This window comes from Rudaea sp. (assembly GCF_057139185.1).
Map to the genome: position 1 here is coordinate 37,253 of NZ_DBNHDN010000011.1, position 25,833 is coordinate 63,085.

The following is a 25,833-nucleotide window of genomic DNA, read 5'->3' on the forward strand; positions in this document are numbered from 1 at the left end:
TGCCGCGGGCTAGGTCAGGGTCTTGCGCAAAACAGCCTGCGACTTGGTCCGCACATAGCCTTCGCGCTCGTAGAAGCGATGCGCGCGCTCGCGAACTACGTTGCTGCGCACGCGCATCGCCGCGAAGCCCTGCCCACGCGCCCAGTCCTCGGCGGCAGCGAGCAAGGCGGCGCCGACACCGGTGCCGCGCACGGTCTCGTCGACGACGAGACCGGCAAGCTCGGCATGCGGCGCTTCCTCGAGCTGCAGTCGCGGTACGACATGGGTCCAGCCGACGACGCGCGCATCGGCCGCAAACGTGGCGACAAAGACTTCGCCCGCCTGCGCCGCGCGCACGCGCGCGTAGCGTTCGCGCGTGTCCGCCGCCGGCGTCGGGTAGCCGAGCTGCGCCGACAGCGCGGCTATCGACGAGAGATCGCCCTCGCCCGCGACGCGGACGATGATGCCGTCAGTCGCAGCAGCCATCCCCGCCCTTGACCGTGTGCGCGTGCGTCGCTGCGACACCGCGGGTCAGGCCGGCGACACTGGCCGCATGGTGATCGACGATCACCTTGGCCACGCACATCGACACACGCTTGCCAGTCGGGATATGGATGAATTCGTTCGGCCCGTGCGCATTCGAATGCGGGCCGAGCACGCCGGTGATAAGAAACTGCGCGCCGGGAAATTTCTCGCCGAGCATGCCCATGAACGGGATCGATCCGCCTTCGCCCATGCAGGCCGGCGGCGGGCCGAAAAATTCGCGCGAGGCGGCATCGACGGACTGTTCCAGCCATGGCGCGAGTGCCGGTGCGTTCCAGCCGCTGCCGGCCTTTTCCAGCTCGAACCTGACCCCGGCGCCGTACGGCGGGTCCTTTTCCAGCAGCGTCTTCAGCTCGGCGCCGGCTTTCACCGCATCCAGCGTCGGCGGCAGGCGCAAGCTGAGCTTCACCGCGGTGAACGGGCGCAGCACGTTGCCGGCCGAATCGAGCGCGGGAACACCACCAACGCCGGTGACCGCCAGCGCCGGGCGCCAGGTACGGTTGAGCACGAGCTCGGTGTCGTCACGACTCACCGGCTGCATGCCGGCGACGAACGGAAACTTCGAATACACCGCATCGCCCAGCACCTGCGCCGCCTGCTTCGCCTGCTCGACGCGCTGCGCGGGAATCTCGACATGGAACCCCGGCGGCACGATCCGGCCCGTGTCCTGGTCTTCCAGACGCGACAGAATCTTGCGCAGGATACGGAAGCTCGAAGCGACCACGCCGGAAGCATCGCCCGAATGCACCCCCTCGCCGAGCACGTTGACCGTGAGGTTGCCGCCGGTCATGCCGCGCAGCGAGGTGGTCAGCCAGAGCTGGTCGTAGTTGCCGCAGCCCGAGTCAAGGCAGACGATCAGCGATGGTTTGCCGATGCGCTCGGCAAGGTGGTCGACGTAATACGGCAGGTCGTAGCTGCCCGATTCCTCGCAGGCTTCGATCAACACCACGCAGCGCGCGTGCTCCAGCTTCTGCGCCTTGAGCGCGAGGATCGCTGCGAGCGAGCCGAAGATCGCGTAGCCATCGTCCGCACCGCCGCGGCCGTAGAGCTTGTCGCCCTCCATCACCGGCTTCCACGGGCCGAGATGCTCGGCCCAACCGGTCATCTCCGGCTGCTTGTCGAGATGGCCGTAGAGCAGCACGCAGTCATCGCCACTCTGCGCTCCGGCCGAGGCCGGCACATCGACGAAGATCAGCGGCGTACGGCCTTCGAGGCGCACGACTTCCACCGTCATCCCCTCGATCGCCTGCGCCCTGGCCCAGCCGGACAGCTGCGCGACCGCCTGGTCCATGTAGCCGTGCGCCGCCCAGTCCTTGTCGAACATCGGCGACTTGTTCGGAATCTTGATGTACTCGACCAGCTGCGGAACGATCTCGCCGTCCCAGCGCGTGGAAACGTCATTGCGGAGCAGACTGGCGTCCATATGGACTTCGCCTCGATAGATGCAAGGCCGCGATTTTAGTCTGCCCGCATCCCCCTGACGAGAGCCGCGGTAACTCGATCGACGCAAATCGGCAACGCCGCGTACACCCGACAGACCTAATGTACCCCCACGCGGAAGCAGCCGCGCGGAGTCGCACTATGCGCATCGCCATGGTCACCGAGACGTTCCCGCCGGAAATCAACGGCGTGGCATTGACCGTGGCCGGCCTCGCACAGAGCCTGCGCGAGGCGGGACACGCGGTACAGATCGTGCGTCCGCGTCAGGCGGGCGACGAAGCCGGTGCGGGCGAGAACGGAGCCGAAGTGCTCGCGCGCGGCGCGCGTCTGCCGAAGTATCCCGGTCTGCAGTTCGGTCTGCCGATCGCGCAGCGCCTGCGCAAGCTGTGGAAGAACGAGCGTCCCGACGCGATCTATGCCGCCACCGAAGGCCCGCTCGGCTACTCGGCACTGCGCGTCGCGCGCGCACTCGGCATTCCGGCAGCGACCGGCTTCCACACGCGCTTCGACGACTTCGCCCGCCACTACGGCTTCGGCTTCCTCACCCCGGTCGTGTTTGCCTACCTGCGCCGTTTCCATCGCCAGGCTGCGGCGACGCTGGTACCGACGATCGAGCTGCGCGAGTTCCTGATGGAGAACCAGTTCGGCAACGTCGTCCTGCTGCGCCGCGCGGTCGACAACGCGCTGTTCTCGCCGGCGCGGCGCGACGAGACCCTGCGCGCGCAATGGGGCCTCGAGCCCGGCCAACTCGCCGTGGTCTATGTCGGCCGTATCGCGACGGAAAAAAACCTGCCGCTCGCGGTGCGTGCCTTCCGCGAAGTCCAGAAGGTCCATCGTCACGCGCGCTACATCTGGATCGGCGATGGCCCCGCGCGCGCCGCGCTCGCGGCCGAGAATCCCGATTTCATCTTCGCCGGCATCCAGCGCGATACCGGACTCGCGCGCCACTTCGCCAGCGCCGACCTGTTCGTGTTCCCGAGTCTGACCGAGACCTTCGGCAACGTCACCCTCGAAGCGCTCGCCAGCGGCCTGCCGACCGTCGCCTTCGACTATGGTGCCGCGCGCGAGCATCTCACCCCGTGCTGCGGCCGCCGCGTGCCGTACGCCAACGAGGATGCTTTCGTGCGCGCCACGCTCGATCTCGTGCGTAGCGATGTCACGCGCACCGACCTCCGCGCCGCCGCGGTGGCCGCGGTCGCCGAACTGGATCCGATCACGGTCGCCGCCCAATTCGCCGAGCTGCTCGCAGGCCTCGCGCAGCCCGGCAACAACCAGATCGCCGGCAACGGCAAACTCCACGAAGGATCGAGGTGAGTGCAATGCAACTTCTGCAGACTGTCGAACTGCGCAGCCGCGAAGTGCGCCTGTGCAAGCGTGCTAACGGCTGGGGCACGCGGCGCACGATCGCGCGTTTCTTCGGCGCGATCAGCCGTCTCGGCGATGGCCCGTTCTGGTACACGCTGATGTTCGCGATCGCCGTGTTCGGCGGCGCGAAAGGCCGCTTCGTCGCGCTGCAGATGGCCTTGACCGGGCTCGTCGCCGCGGGCACATATCGCACGCTCAAGCGCTGGACGCAACGCCCGCGCCCGTTCCGCGCGCATCGCGACATCGTGCCGTTGGCGCTGCCTTTGGACGAATTCAGCTTTCCCTCCGGCCACACGCTGCACGCGGTGACGTTCACTATCGTCGCGCTCGCCTGGTTTCCGTCGCTCGCGCCGCTGCTGATCCCGTTCGCGCTGCTTGTCGCGGCCTCGCGCGTCGTACTCGGGCTGCACTACCCCAGCGACGTGCTCGCGGCAACGCTGATCGGCGGTGGCTTGGCGACCGCATCGCTGTGGGTCGCGTCACTCGATCGCTTCTGACTTTCCGATCCTCGGCTGATCGTTGCCGCGTGCACCGCAATCGCAACCGCCAGCAACACGCGGACCGTTGCTTCCCCGCCAACGCGGGAAAGGCCGGCAAGAACGCGCCGCGACGCAACTTGAACGCCGGAAAGACAAAGCGGCCGCCATTGCTGGCGGCCGCTTTGGACGAGGAGCACAGACGCGACTCAATGCTCCAAGAAGTTGGTACTTCAGCAATCGTCCCTGATCACGTGAATCGAGCGACGGACTCCTGTCCGCGTTTCTCGACGACGGCCGATTATTCGGCTGCGGTACCGTGTTTGGACAGATCTTCCTGAATGCGCGCCGCCTTGCCTTCAAGGCCACGCAGGTAGTAGAGCTTGGCGCCACGCACCTTGCCGCGACGCTTGACGTTGACCGAGTCGATCGTCGGGCTGTGCGACTGGAACACACGCTCGACGCCGAAACCGTGGGAAATCTTGCGCACCGTGAAGGCCGAGTTGAGGCCCGCGTTCTTCTTCGCGATGACCACGCCCTCGTAGGCCTGCACGCGCTCGCGGTTGCCTTCCTTTACCTTGACGTTGACGACGACCGTATCGCCCGGGCTGAATTCGGGCAGTTTGCGGCTGATCTGGGAAGCTTCGAATTGTTGGAGGAGATTCATGACACCGACCTGCTCAATGTGATGGAAAGGAAAGCTCTCTTGAAAAGAACGACCAAGGGTGGCCGCCTTACTGATCCTCGCCATCACGGACGACAGCGAGTATATCCCTAGATTTGAGCCGTTCTGACGGCTCACTTCACTACTGTTTCGTATCTTTTTGAAATTCAAACAAAAATAAATTTTCTTCCGGATCCAGCGCCGCCCGAGCCAGAAGATCGGGCCGGCGCAACCAGGTTCGTCCAAGTGCCTGTTTTCGCCGCCATTTCGCGATTTCCGCATGGTCGCCCGACAACAGCACCGCCGGTACCGCGCCGAGCTCGTGAACCTCCGGCCGCGTGTAGTGCGGACAGTCGAGCAGGCCGTCCGAGAACGAATCCTGCTGCGCCGAGGCCGCATCGTTGAGCGCACCGTCCTGCAGCCGTCCGATCGCGTCGATCAGCACGGCCGCGGCCAGCTCGCCGCCCGAGAGCACGTAGTCGCCGATCGAGACCTCCTCGTCGACTTCGTGCTCGATCAGGCGTTCGTCCACCGCCTCGTAGCGTCCGCACAGCAGGATCAGGCGCTCTTCCCGCGCGAGTTCGCGCACCTTGTCCTGCGTGAGCCGCGTTCCTTGCGGACTCAGGAAAATCGTCCGTACCGGTTTCGCATCCGCCGCGCGCGCTGCGCGCAACGCATCGCGCAACGGGTCGATCAGCATGACCATGCCCGGACCGCCGCCGAACGGTCGTTCGTCCACGCGCCGGTACGCATCGGTCGCGTAGTCGCGCGGATTCCAGCTCCGCACCGCAAGCAGGCCTCGCTCCTGCGCCCGCCCGACCACGCCGACCCTGGCCGCCGCATCGACGAACTCGGGAAACAGCGTGATCACATCAATCCGCATGGCGTCGATCTTCTTCGCTCGTCATTCCGGTTTTCGCCGGAATGGCGGCTTGATGTTGCTCAAAAATCCTTGTCCCAATCGACGACGATCCTGCCACCATCGATGTCGACTTCCTTGACGAAGTCTCCGGTCACGAACGGCACCAGCCGCTCACGCTCGCCTTTCCTGACCACGAGCACGTCGTTGGCGCCAGTCGAGAACAGATGGCTGACCTTGCCGAACGCGACGCCTTCGAGATTGAAGACATCGAGTCCTTCGAGATCGACCCAGTAATACTCGCCTCGCTTCGATTTCGGCAATGCCGAACGCGCTATGCGGATCTCCGCGCCGATCAGGGCCACCGCCGCATCGCGGCTGTCGACGCCGGGCAGACGGGCGACGATGCCCTTGCCCTGCGTCCTGCCTTTCACGTTCGCATACTCCACCATCGCATCGGCGCAACCGACGAACCAGGGCGAATACTTGAAGATCTGCGCGCGCGGATCGCTGTACGACTCGAGCTTGACCCAACCTTCGACGCCATACAGGCCGACGATCTTGCCGAGAACCAGCCTGCTCTTGTCAGGCGCGTCTTCGTCGCGCGCGGCCATCGCAGCGGCCTGCGTGGCGATCAGGCCGCAGCCTTCGCCTGCTTGCCGGCTTCCTTGATCAGCGCGCGCACCTTCTCGCTGGGCTGCGCGCCCTTGGCGATCCAGTTGTTGACGCGATCGAGGTCGATCTGAAGGCGCGTTTCCTTGCCGGCCGCGACCGGGTTGAAGAAGCCCACGCGCTCGATGTTGCGACCGTCGCGCGCCTTGCGCTCGTCGGCAACGATGACGTGATAGAACGGACGGCCTTTTGCGCCGCCGCGGGAAAGACGAATCTTGACCATGTTTATTTCTCGAGAATTTATCGGGTACGTTGTGCTCCCTTGCCGGCCGTGACACGCACGGCACGCCCGCAAAGCGGGCAACGGCAGTTCGGGAACTGCGTATTTTAGCTCAATTGGAAAAAAAATAAAGACTTTTCAGCAACGTGGCTGAAGCAGACGCGTGCCAGGGCGTTTCCCCGCATTCTCCGCCCTGGCGGGGGGCCACGGATTGACAACCCCTCGGGCCCTGAACACACTCCAACGTCTCGCACTCCGGGCGTACCGCATTGCTTCCCGTTTCAGGAATTCCCTTGACCTCCACGCCCACCGCCTCCGACGCCCCCTTCATCGCCGCCGACGTCGGCGGTACCCACGCCCGCCTCGCCCTGGTTCGTTTCAACGCCGAAGGCGCCGTGGCAATCCTGCACTATTCCGAATACATCTGCGCCGAATATCCCGATCTGGCAACGATCCTGCGCACCTTCATCGACACCCACGGCGACGCCCGCATAACCAGCGCCGCGATCGCGATCGCCGGCCTGCAGGTCGGCGACAGCCTGATCAACCCGAACCTGCCGTGGCATGTGTCGCTGTCGCAAACCCGCCAGGCCGCGCACCTGAAGGACCTCGCGCTGATCAACGATTTCGAGGCGCTGGCCCACGCCGTGCCGCACATCGACCTCGCCCCTGCCGAACTGCTCAGCGGCCAGCCGGTCGATCCGTCGAAGGTAACCACCCTCGTGGTCGGCCCCGGCACCGGCCTGGGCCAGGCCGCGCGCATCCCGCATCGGCCGCACCCGGTAGTGATCACGAGCGAAGCCGGTCACGCCGCGCTCGCGCCGGGAAACGAACTGGAACTGGATATCCTGCGCGAATTGTTCAAGCGCTGGTCGCACATCGACCGCGAACGCGCAGTGTCTGGCCCTGGCCTGCTCAATCTCTACGAGTGCATCTGCACGCTGCATGGCGTGCATCCGATGCTGAGAACCCCGGCCGACGTCACCGCGGCCGCGCTCGCCCATGCCAACCCGCAGGCGGTAACTACCCTCAGCGTATTCTGCGGCCTGCTCGGCAGCCTGATCGGCGACCTCGTGCTCGCCTACAACGCGCGCGCCGTGTTCCTCGCCGGCGGGATTCCCTCACGCATCCGTTCGTTCCTGCCGACCAGCAACTTCGTCGCGCGCTACCACAACAAGGGCGCGCTCGGGGACGTGATCAAGCACGTGCCGATCTGGCTGATCGAACACGGCCAGCTCGGCCTGATCGGCGCGGCGGCGTGGTATCAGGACCATCGCTCCAGCTGATTGGCTGGAGCAAAACCCAAAGCGCAAGAAGAGTTTCACCACGGATTGTATGGATAAAGCAAACACGCAGATAGTTTTGTTCTTGATCCGTGATATCCGTGTAATCCGTGGCTAAAAACTCTTGTCCCGCCTTGGCTCCACTCTCACCACGCTCCGATGAAAATCCTCGTCACCGGCAGCAGCGGCCATCTTGGCGAAGCGCTGATGCGCTGCCTGCGCGACACGCACCACGATGTCCTCGGTATCGACGTCCTGCCCTCGGCGTTCGCGGACAAGGTCGGCTCGATCGTCGATCGCGACTTCGTACATGACTGCATGCACGAGGTCGATGCGGTGCTGCACACGGCAACGCTGCACAAACCGCACGTCGCCACGCACGCGCGCCAGGATTTCGTCGACACGAACATCAGCGGCACGCTCAACCTGCTCGAGGAAGCCGTCGCCGCAAAGGCGAAGTCGTTTGTCTTCACCAGCACGACGAGTACGTTCGGCGACGCACTGGTGCCGCTGCCGGGGGCGGCCGCTGCCTGGATCACCGAAGACGTGACGCCGGTCGCAAAGAACATCTACGGCATCACCAAGATCGCCGCCGAGAACTTGTGCCGGTTGTTCCAGCGCAAGTTCGGCCTGCCCTGTCTCGTGCTGCGCACCGCGCGCTTCTTCCCCGAGGCGGACGACAGCAAGCACATGCGCGAGAGCTGCGCCGACGCGAATATCAAGGCAAACGAATTCCTCTATCGCCGCGTCGATATCGCCGACGTCGTCGATGCCCACCTGCTGGCGGTGGCCAAGGCGCCGGCCATAGGTTTCGGCCGCTACATCATCAGCGCGACGACGCCGTTTTCACGCGACGATCTGCCGACGCTGCGCAGCGACGCAGCCAGCGTGCTGCGCCGACTGTTCCCGGCCTGCGCCAAGGAATACGCACGCCGCGGCTGGCACATGTTCGACTCGATCGATCGCGTCTACGTCAACGATCTCGCGCGCCGCGAACTCGGCTGGCAGCCGCGCTACGACTTCGGCCACGTGCTCCAGTGCCTGCGCACGGACGAGGACTTCCGCAGCCCGCTCGCCCAGGCGATCGGCGCGAAGGGATACCACGAAAGCGTGTTCGAGGAAGGCCCGTTCCCCGTCGACCATCTGGACTGTCGACAATAGACGCGACGAATCTCGTTCGGTAGTTGAAACCTGCGGGTAGCGCCCCGAATCCGGTTGTTGCAAAAAAAATCGCGACACGAAGCGCCCCACGACGGGGTGCCGCCGGAGCGAACATCCCGGCAGCAACGTGCGGCATCGAACTATGGAAGCGTGCCGGACAAGTATGGGCGGGAGCCGGCAACGCGCGGCGCAATGAATGCGCTGTCATCAAATCCCGACAAACGCGGTCTCTTCGGATCGAAGGAGAGGCGAACATGATAATCGAACGACGTGAATTTCTTCGCTTGGCGACGACCGCCATCGCGACCGCTCCATTGTTGTCCTTGCCGTCGGTGACGACCGCGAACCGCTATTCGTACAAGTTTCTGGCATTCGATGCCTTTCCAATCTTCGACCCGCGCCCTGTTTTCGTCCTCGCCGAGGAACTTTTCCCGGGCCGGGGCGCGGAGTTGGGCAACATCTGGCGCACCAGGCAGTTCGAGTACCAGTGGCTGCGCTCGCTGACGGGCCGCTACGTCGACTTTCGGCAAGCGACCGACGACGCGCTTGTATATGCCGCAAAGCAACTGCGGCTCGATCTTACGGCGAACATGCGTGAGCGCCTGACGCTCGCGTTCGGGCGACTCGATGCGTGGCCGGAGGTACGTTCGGCACTCGGCACATTGAAGGAAATGGGGCTGCGTATGGCGTTCCTGTCCAACATGACAAAGGAGATGCTGGATTCGAACATCACCCATGCCGGTCTCGGCGGAATGTTCGAGCGCGTCCTCAGCACGGATCGGAACAAGGTATACAAACCGGACCCGCGCGCATACCGGATCGCACTCGATGACTTCGGCCTCAAACGCGAGGAAATCCTGTTCGTCGCGTTCGCAGGCTGGGACGCGGCGGGCGCCAGGATATTCGGCTATCCGACTTTCTGGGTGAACCGTCTCGGTCTGCCGGGCGAAGAACTCGGCGCGACTCCGGATGCTACCGGAAATGATCTGGACGACCTTGTCCGTTTCGTGAAAACCCGAGTTTGACTGTTGTGTATTCGCGCACCGCAAACTCTCCACATTCGCGAAACTCACCGTTACCCGACGCGGACACGGCGCAGGCAAATCATGAAGATAGTTCAAATAGCTCCGGCTGATGCCCCCATGGAACTGCTGCTGGAAGCCGATCCATCGATCGGAAAAATCCTCCACTACTTGGCCGGGGCGCAATGCTTTGTGGCGCAGATCGACGAGGCTGTCGTCGGCGTGTACGTGTTGAAGGAGACGGTGCCAGCCAAGTACGAGCTGATGAACATCTCGGTTGCACCGTCTCGCCAGCGCCGCGGCATCGGGAAAGCGCTGCTCGAACACGCGATCGCCCGTGTCCGCGAAGGCGCGGGCCTGCGCCTCGAGGTGGGAACGGCGAGCTTCGGCTACTACTTGACGTTTTATCAGCGCGCCGGCTTCAGGGTCAGCTCGGTGGAGAAAGACTTCTTTCTGGAAAATTACCCCGAACCTTTGTACGAAGACGGCATCCGGCACACGGATATGCTCAGGCTGACGCTGGACCTGTCGAAGGGAAAGATCGCCACATGAAAGACTTTTTCCCGCACCGCGTTCGTTTGGCCAACGTCGGACCGCATTGGTTCGCCATCCCGCTGCGTCTGATAGTCGGATACGGTTTCATGTCGCATGGTTACGCGAAGTTGGCCCGCGGGCCGGATTCGTTCGTGCACATCCTCGGTGCTCTGGGTATGCCCATGCCGGACCTGTTGGCCTGGGCAACGATACTTGTGGAATTGATCGGCGGCTTCGCCGTGCTCGCAGGTTGCTGTATTCCGCTCGCGAGTGTGCCGATGATCGGCGTGCTCTGCGTTGCCATTTTCACGGTGCACCTGCCAAACGGATTCAGTTCCATCAAATTGTTGTCGGTCACGGAAAGCGGCGCACACTTCGGCCAGCCGGGGTACGAAACCGATCTGCTCTACCTGGCGGCGCTGGTCGCATTGATTCTGGGCGGTAGCGGCCCTTTGTCGCTCGACGGACTCTCAGGAAGCATCGCGCGCCGGCGTGCCCTTGGCCCGCAATCAAAGCAGGCGTTGTGACATTCATGACGGCCGATGGCAAGGTTGCTTCGACTCACGGCGTCAACGTCAATGGCCTCGCGCACCGCGAACTCGGCTGGCGACCGCGCCTCGACTTCCGCCACGTGCTCCAGTGCCTGCGCGCGGACGAGGATTTCCGCAGCCCGCTCGCCCAGGCGATCGGCGCGAACGGATACCGCGAAAGCGTGGGCGAGGAAGGTCCGTTCCCCATCGACTGACACCGCAACGGGGAAGCCACATTGTTCACCGGCGCGGCGAACGCGGGAATCCGCTGCCATTGCCGTCCAGCACGACGAGTTCCGCAACAGGAGTCGCCGGATTCCCGCGTTCGCCGCAACCCGCTTGCCTGGAACCCGGGTCGAAACGCTCAAACGAAACCGAGATTCGCCGTCGCGAAGCGGCCGAGGTTCGGGAAGATCGTGGCGAGGTCGGAGGCACCGACGCCGAACCAGCTCGCCAGCGTCGCGGCGTACTGGTCGACCGAGGTCGTCGGCACGATCTGGCCATAACCGGTGTCGTCGGGATTTGCGTTCGGGTTCTGATTGGTGTTCAGCGCCAGCGACGGCATCGTGCCGTAGAAGCTGCCGCCGTGGACCGCGCCGCCGACGACGAAATGGTGGCCACCCCAGCCGTGGTCGGTGCCGGTCGAGTTGCTGGTGAAGGAGCGACCGAAATCGGACGCAGTGAACGCAGTCACGCCGTTGGCGACGCCGAGTTCCGCCGTTGCGCTGTAGAACGCGCTCAGCGCCTGCGACAGTTCGGAAAGGTTGTCCTGCTGGTTGCTCAGCTGGTCGCTGTGCGTGTCGTAGTTGCCGGCCGAAACGAAGAACACCTGGCGGCTCATGCCCAGCGTCGCGCGCACACGAATCATCTGCGCGACCATCTGCAGTTGCTGGCCGAGATCGCTGGCCGGAAACGTCGTCCGCAGCGCGGGCAGCGGCGGCACCGGGTTCAGCGCCGCGATCAGCAGATCGGCATTCGCCACCGCGAGCCGGGACTTGTCGGCGAACGCGCGCTCGAGCACGTGCGCCTGCGCGCCCTGCGCGATCAGCGCCTTGTAGGCCGCGGCCGAATCGGGATCGTTGCCGGTCGCGATCCAGGCTTCACCGCCGCCGAGGTAGCTCATCTGGCTGACTCCGCCCGGATCGACGCAATACGGGCTCACCGTGTTGCCGCGCTCGAACACGTTGTTGTTGCTCGTCGACACGACCATCGGCAGCGAGCCGGTGTTCGCGCTCGCGAGCAGATCGGAAACGCGCCCGCCCCAGCCGCCTGCGGTCAGATCGTCCGGCCGCGCGGTCTGCCATTGCGGTTGCTGGTCGGCGTGCGAGAACAGGCTCGGCGGTACCGGCACGCTGCCGGCGCGGAATTGCGCGCCGGTGATCGGCTGGATCAAGGTGCCTACGTTCGCCACGATCGCAGCCTTGCCGGCATTGAACAGAGCGCGCAAGCCGGCATTGCCACCGGCAGCGGTCTGATCGCCCAGCGCCGGATGCGCGCCATACTGACCGCCATCGCTCGGCGTCGCGTTGAGTGCATTCGCCTGCACGGTGGATTGGGCCAATGCGATCTGCGAGCGCAGACTGCGGTACTGGGCATAATGCGTCGCATCGTACGGCACGATCATGTTGAGTGAGTCGTTGCCGCCGTACAGAAACACGCACACCAGCGCCTTGTAGTCGCTGAAGCTGTAGTTGCTCGTGGCCGCGGCCATCAGTTTCAGATTGCCGAGCGCGGAATACAGGCTGACGCCGCCGAGCGCGGCGCCGAGGCTCTTGCGCAGGAATTCACGTCGATCGAAATGCATGGCGCGGCTCACTTCTGGATCGAGTATTCGGGGGAATTGAGAATCAGGTACAGCGCGTGCTGCACGCGGAACATGCCGGCGCTGGCGCCGCGGTTGCCGCTGGTGATCTTGTTGATGCGATCGAGAATGATGCCGCGCATGTAGCCCGACATCTGCCCGGACAGGAACAGCAGGTTGTACTGGTCGAGCAATTGGCCGGGGTTGCTCATCGCCAGCGCCGCATCACGCTGGATGTTGTTCTGGATCGTGCCGGGATCGTCCGCGGCCCAGCAATCCCCGCTGCCCGAATAGTTGCAAAAAATTTCGTGATACAGCCGGTCCGGCGTGTTCAGCGCATACATGTCGGTCAGGATCTGGAATTCCGGCGCCTTCAACCCGCGCTGCGCCGGTTCGCCCGGCTGGACGAAGAACGGGCTGAAGAAATTGAACACCGAACCGCTCGCCAGCGGCGCCTGGCCGATCCAGTCCTGCAGTTGCGGGTAGGTATTGAAATTGTCGATGCGGCCGCTCGACGACCGTGCCGCCATCGCGCGCCACAGGTGGGTGAACTTGATGATCGGTTCGCGCAACTTGCCATAGCTGTCGGCCATGCCCGGCGGGATCGAACGCGCCTCCGCATCGAGCAGAATCGCCTTGAGCACGGCGAGCAGATCGCCGCGCACGCCGCTGCCGTTGTCGTTGAACGCCGCCGCGACGCGGGCGACGTAGGCCGGCGAAGGATTGCTCGTGACCAGGCGCTGGATCAGCTGCCTGCCGAGGAACGGGCCGACGTTCGGGTGGTGGAAGATGTTGTCCAGCGCTGCCGTCATCTCGGCCTGCGCATCGCCGCCATGCACGAGCACGCCGTTGGCGAGCGCGACGCCGGGGTATTGCAGCAATTGCTTGTCCGAAGTCGAGTCGTGCCAGGCCTCGATCGGTTGCATCGGCAGTTGCCAGCGCGGCGAGTTGTAGGCGATGGCCGCACAACCCCAATCGAAATAGTGGTCGGCATCGCAGCAATTGTAGGTGCTCGGCCCGCAGCCGACGTTGGTGTAGTTCCAGCCGGTGAACACCGCGGCGAACCCGCGCACCGTGGTCTGGTCATAGGTCGGCAGCGGCTGGCCGTTCCCGTCGAGCTGGCGCGTGCCGTCGGCGTTCAGCTGGTTCAGTCCGATCGAGAACAGCTGCAAGACTTCGCGAGCGTAGTTTTCGTCCGGGTGGATGTTGAGCGATGCGTCCGCCTTGCGGTTCTGGATCATCGACAGGTAATTGCCCATCGCCGGGTGCTTGGTCACATCCTCGAGCAGGGTGCGGTAGTTCGCGAACGCGTCTTTCGCCAGCACATCGTAGAAGCTGCCCAGCGCCCATTGCTGGTACGACAGGCCGCTGTTCTGACTCGATACGACAAAAATCTCCGACAGCGCGAACGCCATGCGCTGGCGCAACTGATCGACATGCGCGTTGCCCGGAAAACCGGAACGGCTGGGATCGGGCGCGCCGAGCGCATTGATCGTCCAGATTTCGCGGCGCGGGTTCTGGTTGTTGTTGTCACCCGACGGACTGTCCCAGTCGAGATAGGGCTTTTCGAGGGAAACCGTCGCCGCAGCTTGCTCGTTGATCCAACCGAGATAGCCGACGCGCTGCAGGTGTGCGATGTCCGCATCGCTGGCGCCGAATGTGGCCTGAGCCAGAAAGCGTGCGGCATCGGCCCGGCTCGGCGATATCCATGGGCCCGGAGAAATCATGCCGGCGGCGGAATCGACACCCGCGTGCGCGGCACCCGCCATGCATGCGAACACACAGACAAAGACGGTTCGCCAAACGCCGCCGAACATGCCCATGGCTGTCTCTCCAAACGGTGATCACGCAACGGCCAGCACTTTAGTCCATCCGGCACCGCAGAAACATGCCTTGGTTGTCACTTGCCGGTGGCTTGCTACAATTCGCGCCGGTTGCTTTTTGCGTTCGGCCCTGATCGCGAAAATCAAGTAAAGCAGGCATCCTGCCTGCATTTTTCAACAAGAGCGGAAACTTCATGCAACTGGATCAGGTCAAGGCCATCGTCACCGGTGGCGCGTCCGGGCTGGGCTTCGGCGTCGCCAGGCAACTCGTGGCGCACGGCGCAAAAGTCGCGCTTTTCGACGTCAGCGCCGAGAAGGGCGCGCAGGCCGTCGCCGCGATCGGCGCTAGTACGCGCTACTTCAACACCGACGTGAGTTCCGAGGAACAGGTCGCCGCGAACGCGAAGGCGGCGCAGGAATGGCTCGGCGGCCTCAATGCCGCGATCAGCTGCGCCGGCATCCTCGGCGCCGGCCGCGTGCTCGGCAAGGAAGGCCCGATGCGGCTTGCTACTTTCGCGACCACGGTGACGGTCAATCTGATCGGCAGCTTCAATGTCGCCAAGGCCGCCGCCGACCTGATGCAGCACAACGCGCCGGGCGAGGATGGTGAGCGCGGCGTGATCGTCAACACGGCCTCGATCGCCGCATTCGAGGGCCAGATCGGCCAGGCCGCGTACTCGGCATCGAAAGGCGGCGTGGTCGGCATGACCCTGCCGATGGCGCGCGAATTCGCGCGCATCGGCGTGCGCGTGATGACCGTCGCACCGGGCGTGTTCCACACGCCAATGGTCGAGGGCATGCCGGAACAGGTATACAATTCCCTTTGTGCACAAGTACCCTACCCTTCGCGCCTCGGCACGGCGGAGGAATTCGCCGATACGGTAGCCTTCATCCTGCGCAATCGCTACCTCAACGGCAGCGTGATCCGCCTCGACGGTGCGATTCGGTTGGCGCCCAAATGAGTCCGGGACGAACTCATCCCGCGCGGCACAGGGATATGTGCTGACACGGGATCCATTTTCCACCCATTCCAGGACACAGGATTCCGGCATTCGCTGGAATGACGGGACAAATCATGAAAGCCTTCGAAATCAAACGCGGCAACGTCGTCGAATACAACGGCAAGGTGTACCAGATTCGCGAAATCGAACGCAGCTCCCCGCAGGGTCGCGGTGGCAACGTCACTTTCCGCTTCGTGATGTATTCGGTGCCGGGCGCGACCAAGCTCGACATCTCGCTGCGCGCCGACGACGACCTCAAGGAAACCGAGCTCGTGCGCCGCGCGGCGAATTTCTCGTACAAGGATGGCGATGCGTTCGTGTTCATGGACAACGAGGACTACACCCAGTACACGCTCGACGCTTCTTCGGTCGGCGATGCGGCCGGCTACATCGTCGAAGGTGTCGACGGTTACTACATCCAGTTGATCGACGACGCGCCGATCGGCCTGCAGGTACCGGCGACGGTGACGCTGCAGGTGGTCGACACCGCGCCGGAACTGAAAGGCGCCTCCGCAACCAAGCGCTCGAAGCCGGCCAAGCTCAACACCGGCATCGAGATCCAGGTGCCCGAGTACATCACCAACGGCGAAAACGTCTTCGTCAACACGACGACCGGCGAATTCTCCGGACGCGCATGATCGAAACGTACATCCGCAGCGCGACTGCGGCCGATGCCGCGGTCTTGGCTGCGCTCGCCGAACGCACGTTCCGCGACACCTTCGCGGCGGTCAACACAGCCGAAAACATGGCGGCGCATGCGGTTGCGTCGTATGGCGCGGACAAGCAGCGCGCCGAGATCGAATCGGAGCGGATCCGCACGCTGCTCGTCGAATGCGACGGCGGCATCGCCGGCTACGCGCAGCTGCGCATCGCTTCGACGCCAGAATGCGTGAAGGCCGATCGCGCCGTCGAACTCTGGCGCTTCTACATCGATCGCGACTGGATCGGCCGCGGCCTCGCGCAACGACTGATGGATGCGGCGCTCGCCGAAGCTGCCGCGCTCGATGCGCACATGCTCTGGCTCGGAGTCTGGGAGCACAATCCGCGCGCGATCGCGTTCTATCGCAAATGCGGCTTCGTCCAGGTTGGCGCACATGTGTTTCGGCTCGGCGACGATGCGCAGACCGACTTGATCATGCGACGCATGATCAGCGAAACAGGCAATTTCAAATCACGGGATTGCAATGTGCTTTGCCCCCCCCCTTTTTGCTGCGCGCGAGAATTTCATAACGATTGCCCCCTGCGCTATGCTGCGCGCACTTCGGGCAACTCGGGAGAAACGATGAATACCTTGCTGCGTGCCGGCCTGCTTGCCAGTGGACTGCTTTCAGTTCTTGCACTGCCATCGATTTCGCTGGCGGAAACCACCGCGCAGGCGATGCCCGAAACCATGGACATGCTGCGCCACGCGATCGCGATGCAAACGGTGCAAGGCAAGGGTCAGGTCCCGGAGTTCGCGCAATACCTCGCCGGGAAACTGCAATCGGCCGGCTTTGCCAAGTCCGACATCACGATCATTCCCGTCGGCGAAACCGCCGCACTCACGGTGCGCTACCCCGGCAGCGACAAGAGCCTGAAGCCGATCCTGATTTCCGGGCACATGGACGTGGTCGCGGCCAATCCGGCCGACTGGACCCGCGATCCGTTCACGCTGGTCGAGGAGAACGGGTATCTGTACGGCCGCGGCGTGGCCGACATGAAAACCGGCGTGGTCGCACTGGTCGAGACGTTCATGCGCCTGAAGCGTGAAGGCTTTGCGCCGAAGCGCGAGCTGGTCCTGGTGTTCTCGGGCGACGAGGAGACCGGCATGATCTCCACGCGTGAACTCGCCAAGCGCCATCACGATGCGGAGTTCCTGCTCAATGCGGATGGCGGGGGTGGCATCTACGACACCAACCTCAAGCCGGTCACGTTCGAAATTCAGGCGGCGGAAAAGACCTATGCCGATCTTTTGTTGACGGTGACCTCGGCCGGCGGTCATTCCAGCGAACCGGACCCGCCGAAAAACGCGATCTACCATCTGGCTCGGGCGCTCGAGCGCATCGCCGCATACCAATTTCCCGTGCAACACAACGACATCACGCTCGCCTCGTTCAAGGCCCTCGGTGCGCATGAAACCGGCCCGCTGGCCACAGCCATTCGCGCGTTCGCGGCGAATCCCGACGATGCGAAAGCCGCCGCCGCGATTTCCGCCGATCCGGCGTACGTCGGACAGATTCGCACCACCTGCGTCGCCACCATGCTGGACGGGGGGCATGCGCGCAACGCCCTGCCGCAACGCGCCGATGCCAACATCAATTGCCGTATCTTTCCCGGCACGCCGGTTGCCGCAATCAAAGATGCGCTCGAGAAAGTGATCGCCGATCCGACCGTCAGCATCACGGTACGCGAACCGCTTCCGGTCGGAAGTGCTGCGTCGCCGCTTCGCGCCGATCTCATGGGCGCTATCGCCGAGACCATCCACGAGCGCTTCCCCGGCGTGGAAGTCGTACCCGGCATGGCGGCCTATGCCACCGACAGCGTGCATTTCCGCGCGGCCGGCGTGCCGAGTTTTGGTGTCGCTCCGGAGTTCACCAAGCCCAACGATACCTTTGCGCACGGACTCAACGAAAAGCTGCCCGCCACGGAAGTACCGGCCGCGCTCGACTACTGGCACAGTCTGCTGACCAGGCTCGCGAAGTAGTCGCCGTCCGTCCCATTCGATCGGCGCGGGCGAGGCGCCATCGGATCGCAGCGACCGCCACTGCGTCGGCAAGGTGTGTGATCAGCGCAAGCTCAACCATTTTTGCGCCATGCGCCGCAGCGATGCATCGGCGCTTTCATCCGCCGCGAGCGTCGCGACGTCGCGCCACTCCAGCGCGTGCGATTCATCGCCGACGACGTATGCTTCATCTCCGCTCGCACGCACGACATGGCGCACGTCGTAGTGCCAATGCACAGGCTCGTTCCGCCGCGCCGGAATCTCGTGCCGGTCGAGGTCGAAAATCTCCGCTTCGACGACCAGACCCGTCAAACCGGACTCCTCCTCCGCCTCGCGCAACGCCACACGCGCGAGATCGACGTCGCCGTCGGCATGCCCGCCGAGCTGCAGCCAGCGGTCGAGCTTGCGGTGGTGGGTCAGCAAAACGCGCGTTCCATCCGCGCTGACCAGCCAGGCCGAACCGGTCAAGTGGCCGAGCGCGAGGCCGCGCTCGGCCGCATCCGCGTGCGTCGCGGCGAATTCTGCGAAAAGGGATATGACGGCGTGCTCCGCCGGATATCGCGCAGCGTAGCGCTCGAACGCGGCCAGCCAGCCGCGCTGCCATGGTTGCAAGGAATGCGGGGACGAGACGGTCAGCTTGTGCGTCACAGCTTGCCCGATGCGGAGGGGTCGCGTATTTTACCGGCACACGTTTGGGCCCGTGGGATCCGGGCACAATCATCGACAGCCGTAGTCGTCGTCACCAGCCGCTACCTCACAATCACATCCGGGGATACATAATGGTTTTCTGGCGCGTCAAGCCACTCGACAAGATTCTCGAAACCGCAGAAAAGAAATCGCTCAAGCGCCAGCTCGGTCCCGTCCAACTCACCCTGCTCGGCATCGGCGCCGTGATCGGCACCGGCATCTTCGTATTGACCGCCGAAGCCGCCCAGAAGGCCGGCCCCGGCATGATGCTCGCCTTCGTGATCGCAGCCGTGGTGTGCGGACTGGCGGCCCTCGCATATTCCGAAATCGCTTCGATGATCCCGGTCTCGGGTTCGGCCTACACCTACAGTTACGGCGTGTTCGGCGAACTGATCGCGTGGATCGTCGGCTGGGCGCTGGTGCTGGAATACGCCATCGGCGCGACCGCGGTGTGCGTCGGCTGGTCCGGCTACGTCAACGGCCTGCTCAACAGCGGTCTGTTCGGCCTGACCGCGCCGGGGGCCCTGTCGTTGCCGAAGTGGCTGCAGACCGGCTACTTCTCTGGCGGCGGCATCAACCTGCTCGCCCTCCTTATCGGCATCGCGGTCACTTGGCTGCTGGTGATCGGCACGTCCAAGAGCGCGCGCGTCAACGCGGTGCTGGTGGCGATCAAGATCATCGCCCTGCTCGGCTTCATCGGCCTCGCCCTGCCGGCGGCCAAGAGCAGCAACCTGGTCCCGTTCCTGCCCACCGGCTGGGGCAGCCCGACCGGCGGCGTCGGCGTACTCGGCGCGGCGGCTTCCATCTTCTTCGCCTATGTCGGCTTCGACGCCGTGTCGACGGCCGCGGAGGAAACCAAGAATCCGAACCGCAACATCCCGATCGGCCTGATCGGCGCGCTCGGCGTCTGCACCATCTTCTACCTGTTGGTCGGTTACGGCGCCGCCGGTGCCGCCGGCGCCCAGCCGCTGATGAGTGCCGCGGGCGCGGTGCTCGACCCGGGTACTCCGGAAATGGCCGCCGCCTGCGCCCTGCCGCAGAACGCGAATGCGCTGGTGTGCAGCAACGAACCGCTGGCCCACGTGATCCGCGTCCTCGGCTACCCGAAGGTCGGCAACCTGATCGCACTGGCCGCGGTGGTCGCACTGCCGTCGGTGATCCTGATGATGATGTTCGGCCAGACCCGCATCTTCTTCACGATGTCGCGCGACGGCCTGCTGCCGGATGCCCTGTCGAAGGTGCACGAGAAGTTCCACACTCCGCACGTCATCACCTACCTGACCGGTTTCGTGGTCTCGATCTGCGCCGCGCTGTTCCCGGTCGGCAAGCTGGCGGACACTTCCAACTCCGGCACCCTGCTGGCGTTCGCGATGGTGTCGATCGGCGTGCTGGTGCTGCGCAAGACGCAGCCCGATCGCCCGCGTCCGTTCCGCACGCCGCTGGCGTGGATCGTCTGCCCCCTCGCCGTCGCCGGCTGCCTGCTGTTGTTCGTCAACCTCAGCATGACGGCCAAGCTGGTGTTCGCGGCATGGGCGGTGATCGGCCTGGTCATCTACGCGCTGTACGGCTACAAGCGTAGCCAGCTTGTGGACGGCAATTGACGAGCCGCCACGTTGAACTCCGTGTCCGAACACGACTCGACTTGACCATGCCGACGAGGGCCGACGCACGATGTCGGCCCTCGCCGTTTACGAGAACCCGGGAACGACCATGCTCAAGCAACTCCTGCGCACCAAGCACCCGCTCGCCGTCAACAACGAAGCCGGCGAGATCGAACTGCGCCGCACGCTCGGCCCCTGGGGCCTGACCGCGATCGGCATCGGCGCGGTGATCGGTGGCGGCATCTTCGTCATCACCGGCAACGCTGCGGCGATGCATGCGGGACCGGCGATCATGCTGTCGTTCGTGCTCGCGGCGATCTGCTGCACGTTCTGCGCGCTGTGCTATGCCGAGTTCGCGGCGATGGTGCCGGTCTCGGGCTCGGCGTATTCGTACACCTACGCCACGCTCGGCGAAGGCGCGGCCTGGTTCATCGGCTGGATGCTGATCCTCGAATACGGCGTCTCGGCCTCCGCGGTCGCATCGAGCTGGACCGGCTACTTCGCCAGCCTGCTCAATCACCTCGGCATCCACCTTCCCGACGCGTTGATCAACGCGCCGCTCGACGCGCATCTGAAACCGACCGGCGCCTTCATCAATCTGCCCGCAATGGGCATCGTCGCCGTGCTGACCGGCATCTGCTATGTCGGCATCAAGGAATCCGCCGGGGTCAATTCGGCGATGGTCGCGCTCAAGATCATCCTGATCGTGCTCGTCATCTTCGCCGGCTGGAGCTACGTCGATACGCGCCTGTGGCATCCGTTCATTCCCGAGAACACCGGCGCGCACGAGTTCGGCTGGTCGGGCGTGTTGCGCGGCGCCTCGATGGTGTTCTTCGCCTACATCGGCTTCGAGGCGACCAGCGTGGCCGCGCAGGAATCGCTCAATCCCAAGCGCGACCTGCCGATCGGCATGCTCGCCTCGCTCGCGATCTGCACGGTGCTCTACATCGCGATGGCGGCCGTGCTCACCGGCCTGCTGCCCTACACCCAGCTCGGCACGAGCGAGCCCGTGGTCACCGCGGTCGCCGCGCACCCGCAGCTGGCGTGGCTGCGCTGGATCGTCGAAATCGGCGCGCTGATCGGACTGTCGAGCGTGATCCTGTGCATGTGCATCGGCCAGCCGCGCATTTTCATGATCATGGCAAAGGACGGACTGCTGCCGCCGGTGTTCACGCGCATCCATCCGCAGTACCGTACCCCGCATATCAACACGCTGATCACCGGCGCCGGGATCGCCCTGCTCGCCGGCGTGTTCCCGCTCGACATCCTGGGCGACCTCACCTCGATCGGCACGCTGATCAGCTTCGCCGCGGTCTGCGCCGGCGTTTGGATCCTGCGCGTGGCACACCCGGAAATTCCGCGCCCGTTCCGCATCCGCTACGCCCCGCTGGTCTGCTTTCTCGGCATCGCTTCCTGCTTCGCCCTGCTCTCCACGTTCAGCGGCTACAACTGGTGGCTGACCTTCATCTGGACGTTCGCCGGATTCGGGCTGTATTTCGCCTACGGCTACCGCAAGAGCAAGCTGCATCGTGAAGACAGCGGAGCGGCTGCCACGGCATCGACCTGACGCCCGGGAATCGACGTGCCGTTTTTCGTCCGGTTGCCGCAGCTGCCGAGGCATATCTGGTGGCTGCTCGCCCTGTATTGCTGTGCGAGCTTCGTTCACTTCGCGCACAACGCGGAATACCTCGCGTTCTACCCCAACATGCCGCACTGGATCACGCGCGAAAACGTCTACTGGGCGTGGCTGGCGATCACCGTTCCCGGAATCGCGGCGCTGGCTGCGGCGGCATCGGGATGGTGCACGATCGCGGCGCTGCTGCTCATCGTCTACGCAAGCTTCGGCCTGGACGGATTGGGGCACTACGCGCTGGCGCTGTGCTCCGAGCATACGCTGGCAATGAATTTCAGCATCTGGTTTGAAGTGCTTGCCGGAGCGATCCTGGCCATCTGCGCGGCGAATCATTTGCGCAAAATGGCAAGCGCTCACGGTTGACGCAACGCGTACTCGGGCGGCTCGGCACGCGAGCCTAGTTGTCCAGCCTGCCCTGCGCCTCGTCGAGTTGCGCCCGCTCGACCTGGCTTTCGGCAAGCGCCTTGCTTGTACGCGCACCCAGTTCACGCAGCTTCTCGACCTGACCGATCAGATTGCCGCGCCCGGTTTCGAGCTTGCTCGAAGCCGCCGCGAGCGCATCGTTGGCGGCATTGAGTTGTGCCCTGGCCTTGTTGAGATCGTCGATGAAGCCGACGAACTTGTCGTAGAGCTTGCCCGCGCGGTCGGCGATCTCGACCACGTTGCGGTTGCGGTCGTCGTTGCGCCACAGGCTGGCCACGGTTTGCAGCGTCGCGAGCAGGGTCGAAGTGGTGACGATGACGACCTGCTTCTCGAGCGCAAATTCCTGCAGGCCGTCATCGCGGTGCACGGCTTCGATGTAGGCCGCTTCGACCGGCACGAACATCAGCACGAATTCGAGCGAATGGACGCCGGGCAGGTCGCTGTAGCGCTTGTCGGCGAGTTCCTTGACGTGGCCACGCAGCGAGGCGAGATGGGCGCTGAGCTGCGCGCCGCGCTCGGCATCGTCGGCCGCAGCGCAATAGCGCTCGTAGGCAGTCAGCGACACCTTCGCGTCGACCACGATGTCGCGCCCTTCAGGCAGGCGCACGATGACATCGGGGCGTGCGCGTGCGCCGGCCTCGTTCTGGAACGTCGCCTGGGTTTCGTACTGCCGCCCTTTCTGCAGACCCGACGCTTCGAGCAGGCGTTCGAGCACGAGCTCCCCCCAGGCGCCCTGCGTCTTGCTCTCGCGCGTGAGCGCGCGGGTGAGGTTGCGCGCGTCCTCGTCGATGCGCTGGTTGAGGTTCTTCAGCGCATCGATCTCGGCCTTGAGCAGCTGGCGCTCGCGGCTTTCCTTGTCGTAGACCTCACCGACCTGCTTCTTGAATCCGTCGATCTGCTCGCGCAGCGGCATGAGCAGGTTGCCGAGCTGACTCTGGTTCTGCTCGGTGAATTTCCTGCTCTTCTCCTCGAGCAGGTCGCCGGCCAGCGCCTTGAACTGGTCGCTCAAGTTCTCGCGCACGCGTTCGAGCAGGGCGATTTTTTCCGCGGCGGCCTGATGCTGCTCCTGCGCGCGCGTGGCGGTTTCGGTGATGCGCTGCTCGGCGCGCTGCGTCGCCTCGCGCCATTGCTGCGCTTCGGCGCGCGCGGCGGAAAGTTCCGTGTCGAGCTGGGTGAGGCGCTCCAGGCGCCCGGTGAGATTCGCGTGTTCGTTGCCGAGCACGAACACTGCCTTGCGTTGCTCGACCAATTCGGCGGTGACGCCGTCGCACTCGCCACGCAGGCGGCGCGCTTCATCCATGGCCACGTCACGCTCCGATGCCAGTTGCGCCACTTCGACATCGCGACTCGCCCGTCCTACGATCACGGCGCGCGCGCGGGTCAGCACCCAGGCGACCAGCGCACCGAGTGCGAATGCAGCCAGCGCGATCAAGGCCCACAAGCTGTAGTCGTTCGCCATCGTCGCCACGTCTCACCTGTCGTTCAACCCCGGGAACGGATTGTGACAGTGCCGCGTCTCAGTTGGCGAGATCGTGCAGCGAATCAGGCGTCTTCGATCAGCGAGGTCTTCCTGGTGTCGGGCACGAAAACGTAGACCAGCAGCGAGCAGGCAATGCAGGCCGTGACGTACCAGTAGAAACCCCTTTCGTGGCCGATTTGCTTGAACCAAAGCGCCACGGTTTCCGCACTACCACCGAAAATCGCCACGGCCAGCGCATACGGCAAGCCGACGCCGAGCGCGCGGATTTCGACCGGGAACAACTCGGCCTTCACCACCGCGTTTATCGCCGTATAGCCGCTGACCACGAGCAGCATCAGCATGATCAGGCTCGCGGCCGCGTACGGATCCCGCGTCGCCTCCAGTGTCGTCAGCACGGGCACGGTCAACAGCACACCGAACACGCCGAACGCGATCAGGATCGGACGCCGGCCGATGTAGTCGGAGAGCCCGCCGACCAGCGGCTGCAGCAGCATGTAGCCGAACAGCGTCGCCGCGTTGACCAGCGTCGCCGTTTCCTTGTCCAGGCCGACGCTGAGCACGAGGAACTTCGACATGTACGTGGTGTAGGTGTAGAACGCGAGCGTGCCCCCCATGGTCAGCCCGATCACGATCAACGCGGCCCGCCAGTGCTCGAACAGCAGGCCGAGCGAGCCCCCGTTGCGCCTGGTCCCGGCGTTGCCCCGGCTGCCGGTGAAGGCGTCGGTCTCGGCCATGTTCCGGCGCAGATAGAGAGCCACGATGGCGATGAGCGCACCGATCGCGAACGGAATGCGCCAGCCCCAGGCCTTGAGCTGTTCCTCGGCAAGCACCCAATGCTGCAGCACGATCAGCACCGCGAGCGCGGTCAGTTGTCCGGCGATCAGGGTGACATAGAGGAAGCTCGACCAGAAACCGCGGCGCTTGATCGTCGCCATTTCGGCCAGATATGTCGCAGAACTGCCGTACTCGCCGCCGAGGCTCAGGCCCTGCAGCAGGCGCGCGAGCACGAGCAGGATCGGCGCGGCAACACCGACGCTCGCGTACGTCGGACATACGGCGATCAACAGCGAGCCCGCGCACATGAGCACGATCGAGCGCATCAACGAGGCGCGGCGGCCGTGGCGGTCGGCGAAGCGGCCGAAGTACCAGCCACCGATCGGCCGCATCAAAAAACCGACGGCGAACACCGCCGCCGCGCTGAGCGCCTGCGCCACGGCATCGCCCTGCGGGAAGAACGCCTGGGCGAAGTACAACGAGAACGAGGTGTAGACATACCAGTCGTAGTATTCGACGAGGTTGCCGATCGAGCCGCCGACGATCGACTTGAGGCGCTGCAGCGCGGACAGCGAAGGTGCGGGAGCGGATGGAACTCCGACAGCGGCGATGCTCATCCAGCCTTTCTCCAAGACGAAAACGCAAACGCAATCTAGTCGCGGCGGTCATCCCGATCAATACGCGACTGCGCCGATATGCGCCTGCGCAGTTGGAAGTCGGCCCTGCGTCCGCAACCCCCTCAATGCATTGTGCCACTGCCGCCGCTGCCGAAATTCGGCGTGATCGCAACCGGAGCCCCGACGGACACTGTCGCCTCGACCGGTCGATACAGCAGCGACTGGTGCAGCCACAACGAAGCAAGATGCACGCGATGCTCGTGCGGCAACGCGAAGCCGAGCCAACCCAGTCCGGGGTGGCGCAACATGAACAACACGCCGTTCGGCAGCGGCGAGGTGTGCCACGCCGGATTCACCATCGCCTCGGCCTGCTGCGGAGGCTGCGACGGCTGCGCCGGCTCCAGGATCGCGCGCCTCGCGGCCGCGCGTGCAATCAGCTCGTCGAGCTCGGCCGCGGACAAACTGGAAATATCGATATTCATGGTGCCTCTTCGTCGGATTGCAATTCTGCACGCAAGCGTAACGCTTCACGCGATCCGCGGAC

26 protein-coding genes are annotated in these 25,833 nt (G+C 64.5%); 14 read left to right on the top strand and 12 right to left on the bottom strand.

The annotated features are described in order from the left end of the window. Window positions 1–9 precede the first annotated feature (9 nt). On the bottom strand, window positions 10–465 hold the full coding sequence (locus tag AC16HO_RS04055) for a GNAT family N-acetyltransferase (RefSeq protein ID WP_395642404.1): 456 nt from the start codon (window positions 463–465) through the stop codon (window positions 10–12). Next, window positions 449–1,945 (bottom strand): M20 family metallopeptidase, encoded by a 1,497-nt coding sequence (locus AC16HO_RS04060; RefSeq protein WP_395642405.1) that lies wholly within the window; start codon window positions 1,943–1,945, stop codon window positions 449–451. The genes AC16HO_RS04055 and AC16HO_RS04060 overlap by 17 nt, the downstream gene beginning before the upstream one ends. A 158-nt stretch (window positions 1,946–2,103) precedes the next feature. Between AC16HO_RS04060 and AC16HO_RS04065 the strand changes: the two genes are divergently transcribed. Both AC16HO_RS04065 and AC16HO_RS04070 read left to right on the top strand, forming a co-directional pair. Beyond that, window positions 2,104–3,276 (top strand): glycosyltransferase family 4 protein, encoded by a 1,173-nt coding sequence (locus AC16HO_RS04065; RefSeq protein ID WP_395642406.1) that lies wholly within the window; start codon window positions 2,104–2,106, stop codon window positions 3,274–3,276. 5 nt (window positions 3,277–3,281) lie between these two features. Further along, window positions 3,282–3,824 carry a phosphatase PAP2 family protein gene (locus tag AC16HO_RS04070; protein ID WP_395642407.1) on the top strand — a complete coding sequence of 181 codons (543 nt, stop codon included), beginning with the start codon at window positions 3,282–3,284 and terminating at the stop codon, window positions 3,822–3,824. A 280-nt stretch (window positions 3,825–4,104) separates the two neighbouring features. Here the strand turns inward: AC16HO_RS04070 and rplS are convergent, their stop codons facing one another. The 4 genes from rplS to rpsP all read right to left on the bottom strand — a co-directional run bounded on the left by rplS (window position 4,105) and on the right by rpsP (window position 6,221). Next, window positions 4,105–4,470 (bottom strand): 50S ribosomal protein L19, encoded by a 366-nt coding sequence (rplS, locus tag AC16HO_RS04075; RefSeq protein ID WP_395642408.1) that lies wholly within the window; start codon window positions 4,468–4,470, stop codon window positions 4,105–4,107. Window positions 4,471–4,609: 139 nt separating this feature from the next. Then, on the bottom strand, window positions 4,610–5,350 hold the full coding sequence (gene trmD, locus AC16HO_RS04080) for a tRNA (guanosine(37)-N1)-methyltransferase TrmD (protein WP_395642409.1): 741 nt from the start codon (window positions 5,348–5,350) through the stop codon (window positions 4,610–4,612). Window positions 5,351–5,409: 59 nt separating this feature from the next. After that, entirely contained in the window at window positions 5,410–5,940 is a 531-nt protein-coding gene (gene rimM / locus AC16HO_RS04085; protein ID WP_395642410.1) for a ribosome maturation factor RimM, read from the bottom strand. A gap of 20 nt (window positions 5,941–5,960) precedes the next feature. Further along, on the bottom strand, window positions 5,961–6,221 hold the full coding sequence (rpsP, locus tag AC16HO_RS04090; RefSeq protein ID WP_395642411.1) for a 30S ribosomal protein S16: 261 nt from the start codon (window positions 6,219–6,221) through the stop codon (window positions 5,961–5,963). Between the two features lie 290 nt (window positions 6,222–6,511). On the opposite strand from rpsP, the gene AC16HO_RS04095 reads away from it, so the two are divergent. The 6 genes from AC16HO_RS04095 to AC16HO_RS04120 all read left to right on the top strand — a co-directional run bounded on the left by AC16HO_RS04095 (window position 6,512) and on the right by AC16HO_RS04120 (window position 10,963). Then, complete coding sequence (locus AC16HO_RS04095; protein ID WP_395642412.1) at window positions 6,512–7,504, top strand: glucokinase; 993 nt, start codon at window positions 6,512–6,514, stop codon at window positions 7,502–7,504. 156 nt (window positions 7,505–7,660) lie between these two features. Next, window positions 7,661–8,662, top strand: a complete 1,002-nt coding sequence (locus AC16HO_RS04100; protein ID WP_395642413.1) for an NAD-dependent epimerase/dehydratase family protein — start codon at window positions 7,661–7,663, stop codon at window positions 8,660–8,662. A 23-nt stretch (window positions 8,663–8,685) separates the two neighbouring features. After that, a complete protein-coding gene (locus AC16HO_RS04105) occupies window positions 8,686–9,687 on the top strand; it encodes a haloacid dehalogenase type II (protein WP_395642414.1) in 1,002 nt (333 codons plus the stop codon). A gap of 117 nt (window positions 9,688–9,804) precedes the next feature. Next, the gene (locus AC16HO_RS04110) at window positions 9,805–10,236 is read left to right on the top strand and encodes a GNAT family N-acetyltransferase (protein WP_395642415.1); all 432 of its coding nucleotides are present in this window, start codon (window positions 9,805–9,807) and stop codon (window positions 10,234–10,236) included. Beyond that, a complete protein-coding gene (locus tag AC16HO_RS04115; RefSeq protein ID WP_395642416.1) occupies window positions 10,233–10,745 on the top strand; it encodes a DoxX family protein in 513 nt (170 codons plus the stop codon). The genes AC16HO_RS04110 and AC16HO_RS04115 overlap by 4 nt, the downstream gene beginning before the upstream one ends. A 5-nt stretch (window positions 10,746–10,750) precedes the next feature. Then, a complete protein-coding gene (locus tag AC16HO_RS04120; protein ID WP_395642417.1) occupies window positions 10,751–10,963 on the top strand; it encodes a hypothetical protein in 213 nt (70 codons plus the stop codon). A gap of 149 nt (window positions 10,964–11,112) precedes the next feature. Here AC16HO_RS04120 and AC16HO_RS04125 read toward each other — a convergent pair whose 3' ends face one another. Both AC16HO_RS04125 and AC16HO_RS04130 read right to left on the bottom strand, forming a co-directional pair. Then, window positions 11,113–12,564, bottom strand: a complete 1,452-nt coding sequence (locus AC16HO_RS04125; RefSeq protein ID WP_484335299.1) for a DUF1501 domain-containing protein — start codon at window positions 12,562–12,564, stop codon at window positions 11,113–11,115. Next, window positions 12,561–14,372, bottom strand: coding sequence for a DUF1800 domain-containing protein (locus AC16HO_RS04130; protein ID WP_395642419.1), 1,812 nt, complete (start codon window positions 14,370–14,372; stop codon window positions 12,561–12,563). The genes AC16HO_RS04125 and AC16HO_RS04130 overlap by 4 nt, the downstream gene beginning before the upstream one ends. Before the next feature lie 194 nt (window positions 14,373–14,566). On the opposite strand from AC16HO_RS04130, the gene AC16HO_RS04135 reads away from it, so the two are divergent. The 3 genes from AC16HO_RS04135 to AC16HO_RS04145 all read left to right on the top strand — a co-directional run bounded on the left by AC16HO_RS04135 (window position 14,567) and on the right by AC16HO_RS04145 (window position 18,056). Continuing rightward, window positions 14,567–15,334 (top strand): SDR family NAD(P)-dependent oxidoreductase, encoded by a 768-nt coding sequence (locus AC16HO_RS04135; protein WP_395642420.1) that lies wholly within the window; start codon window positions 14,567–14,569, stop codon window positions 15,332–15,334. A gap of 113 nt (window positions 15,335–15,447) precedes the next feature. Further along, entirely contained in the window at window positions 15,448–16,011 is a 564-nt protein-coding gene (gene efpL / locus AC16HO_RS04140; protein WP_395642421.1) for an elongation factor P-like protein EfpL, read from the top strand. Further along, window positions 16,008–18,056, top strand: a complete 2,049-nt coding sequence (locus AC16HO_RS04145) for a M20/M25/M40 family metallo-hydrolase (protein WP_395642422.1) — start codon at window positions 16,008–16,010, stop codon at window positions 18,054–18,056. Before efpL ends, AC16HO_RS04145 begins: the two co-directional genes overlap by 4 nt. A gap of 81 nt (window positions 18,057–18,137) precedes the next feature. Here the strand turns inward: AC16HO_RS04145 and AC16HO_RS04150 are convergent, their stop codons facing one another. Beyond that, window positions 18,138–18,722 (bottom strand): NUDIX hydrolase, encoded by a 585-nt coding sequence (locus AC16HO_RS04150; protein WP_395642423.1) that lies wholly within the window; start codon window positions 18,720–18,722, stop codon window positions 18,138–18,140. A gap of 131 nt (window positions 18,723–18,853) precedes the next feature. Here AC16HO_RS04150 and AC16HO_RS04155 point away from each other — a divergent pair, with 131 nt between their 5' ends. The 3 genes from AC16HO_RS04155 to AC16HO_RS04165 all read left to right on the top strand — a co-directional run bounded on the left by AC16HO_RS04155 (window position 18,854) and on the right by AC16HO_RS04165 (window position 22,358). Further along, window positions 18,854–20,362 (top strand): amino acid permease, encoded by a 1,509-nt coding sequence (locus AC16HO_RS04155; protein WP_395642424.1) that lies wholly within the window; start codon window positions 18,854–18,856, stop codon window positions 20,360–20,362. Between the two features lie 109 nt (window positions 20,363–20,471). Further along, a complete protein-coding gene (locus AC16HO_RS04160) occupies window positions 20,472–21,929 on the top strand; it encodes an APC family permease (protein WP_395642637.1) in 1,458 nt (485 codons plus the stop codon). Window positions 21,930–21,944: 15 nt separating this feature from the next. Next, window positions 21,945–22,358 (top strand): hypothetical protein, encoded by a 414-nt coding sequence (locus tag AC16HO_RS04165; protein WP_395642425.1) that lies wholly within the window; start codon window positions 21,945–21,947, stop codon window positions 22,356–22,358. Window positions 22,359–22,392: 34 nt separating this feature from the next. Here AC16HO_RS04165 and AC16HO_RS04170 read toward each other — a convergent pair whose 3' ends face one another. From AC16HO_RS04170 to AC16HO_RS04180, 3 genes are all read right to left on the bottom strand, one after another. Beyond that, the gene (locus AC16HO_RS04170) at window positions 22,393–23,877 is read right to left on the bottom strand and encodes a DNA recombination protein RmuC (RefSeq protein WP_395642638.1); all 1,485 of its coding nucleotides are present in this window, start codon (window positions 23,875–23,877) and stop codon (window positions 22,393–22,395) included. Between the two features lie 83 nt (window positions 23,878–23,960). After that, complete coding sequence (locus AC16HO_RS04175; RefSeq protein ID WP_395642426.1) at window positions 23,961–25,289, bottom strand: MFS transporter; 1,329 nt, start codon at window positions 25,287–25,289, stop codon at window positions 23,961–23,963. A gap of 122 nt (window positions 25,290–25,411) precedes the next feature. Continuing rightward, a complete protein-coding gene (locus tag AC16HO_RS04180) occupies window positions 25,412–25,771 on the bottom strand; it encodes a hypothetical protein (protein WP_395642427.1) in 360 nt (119 codons plus the stop codon). Between the last annotated feature and the right edge of the window lie 62 nt (window positions 25,772–25,833).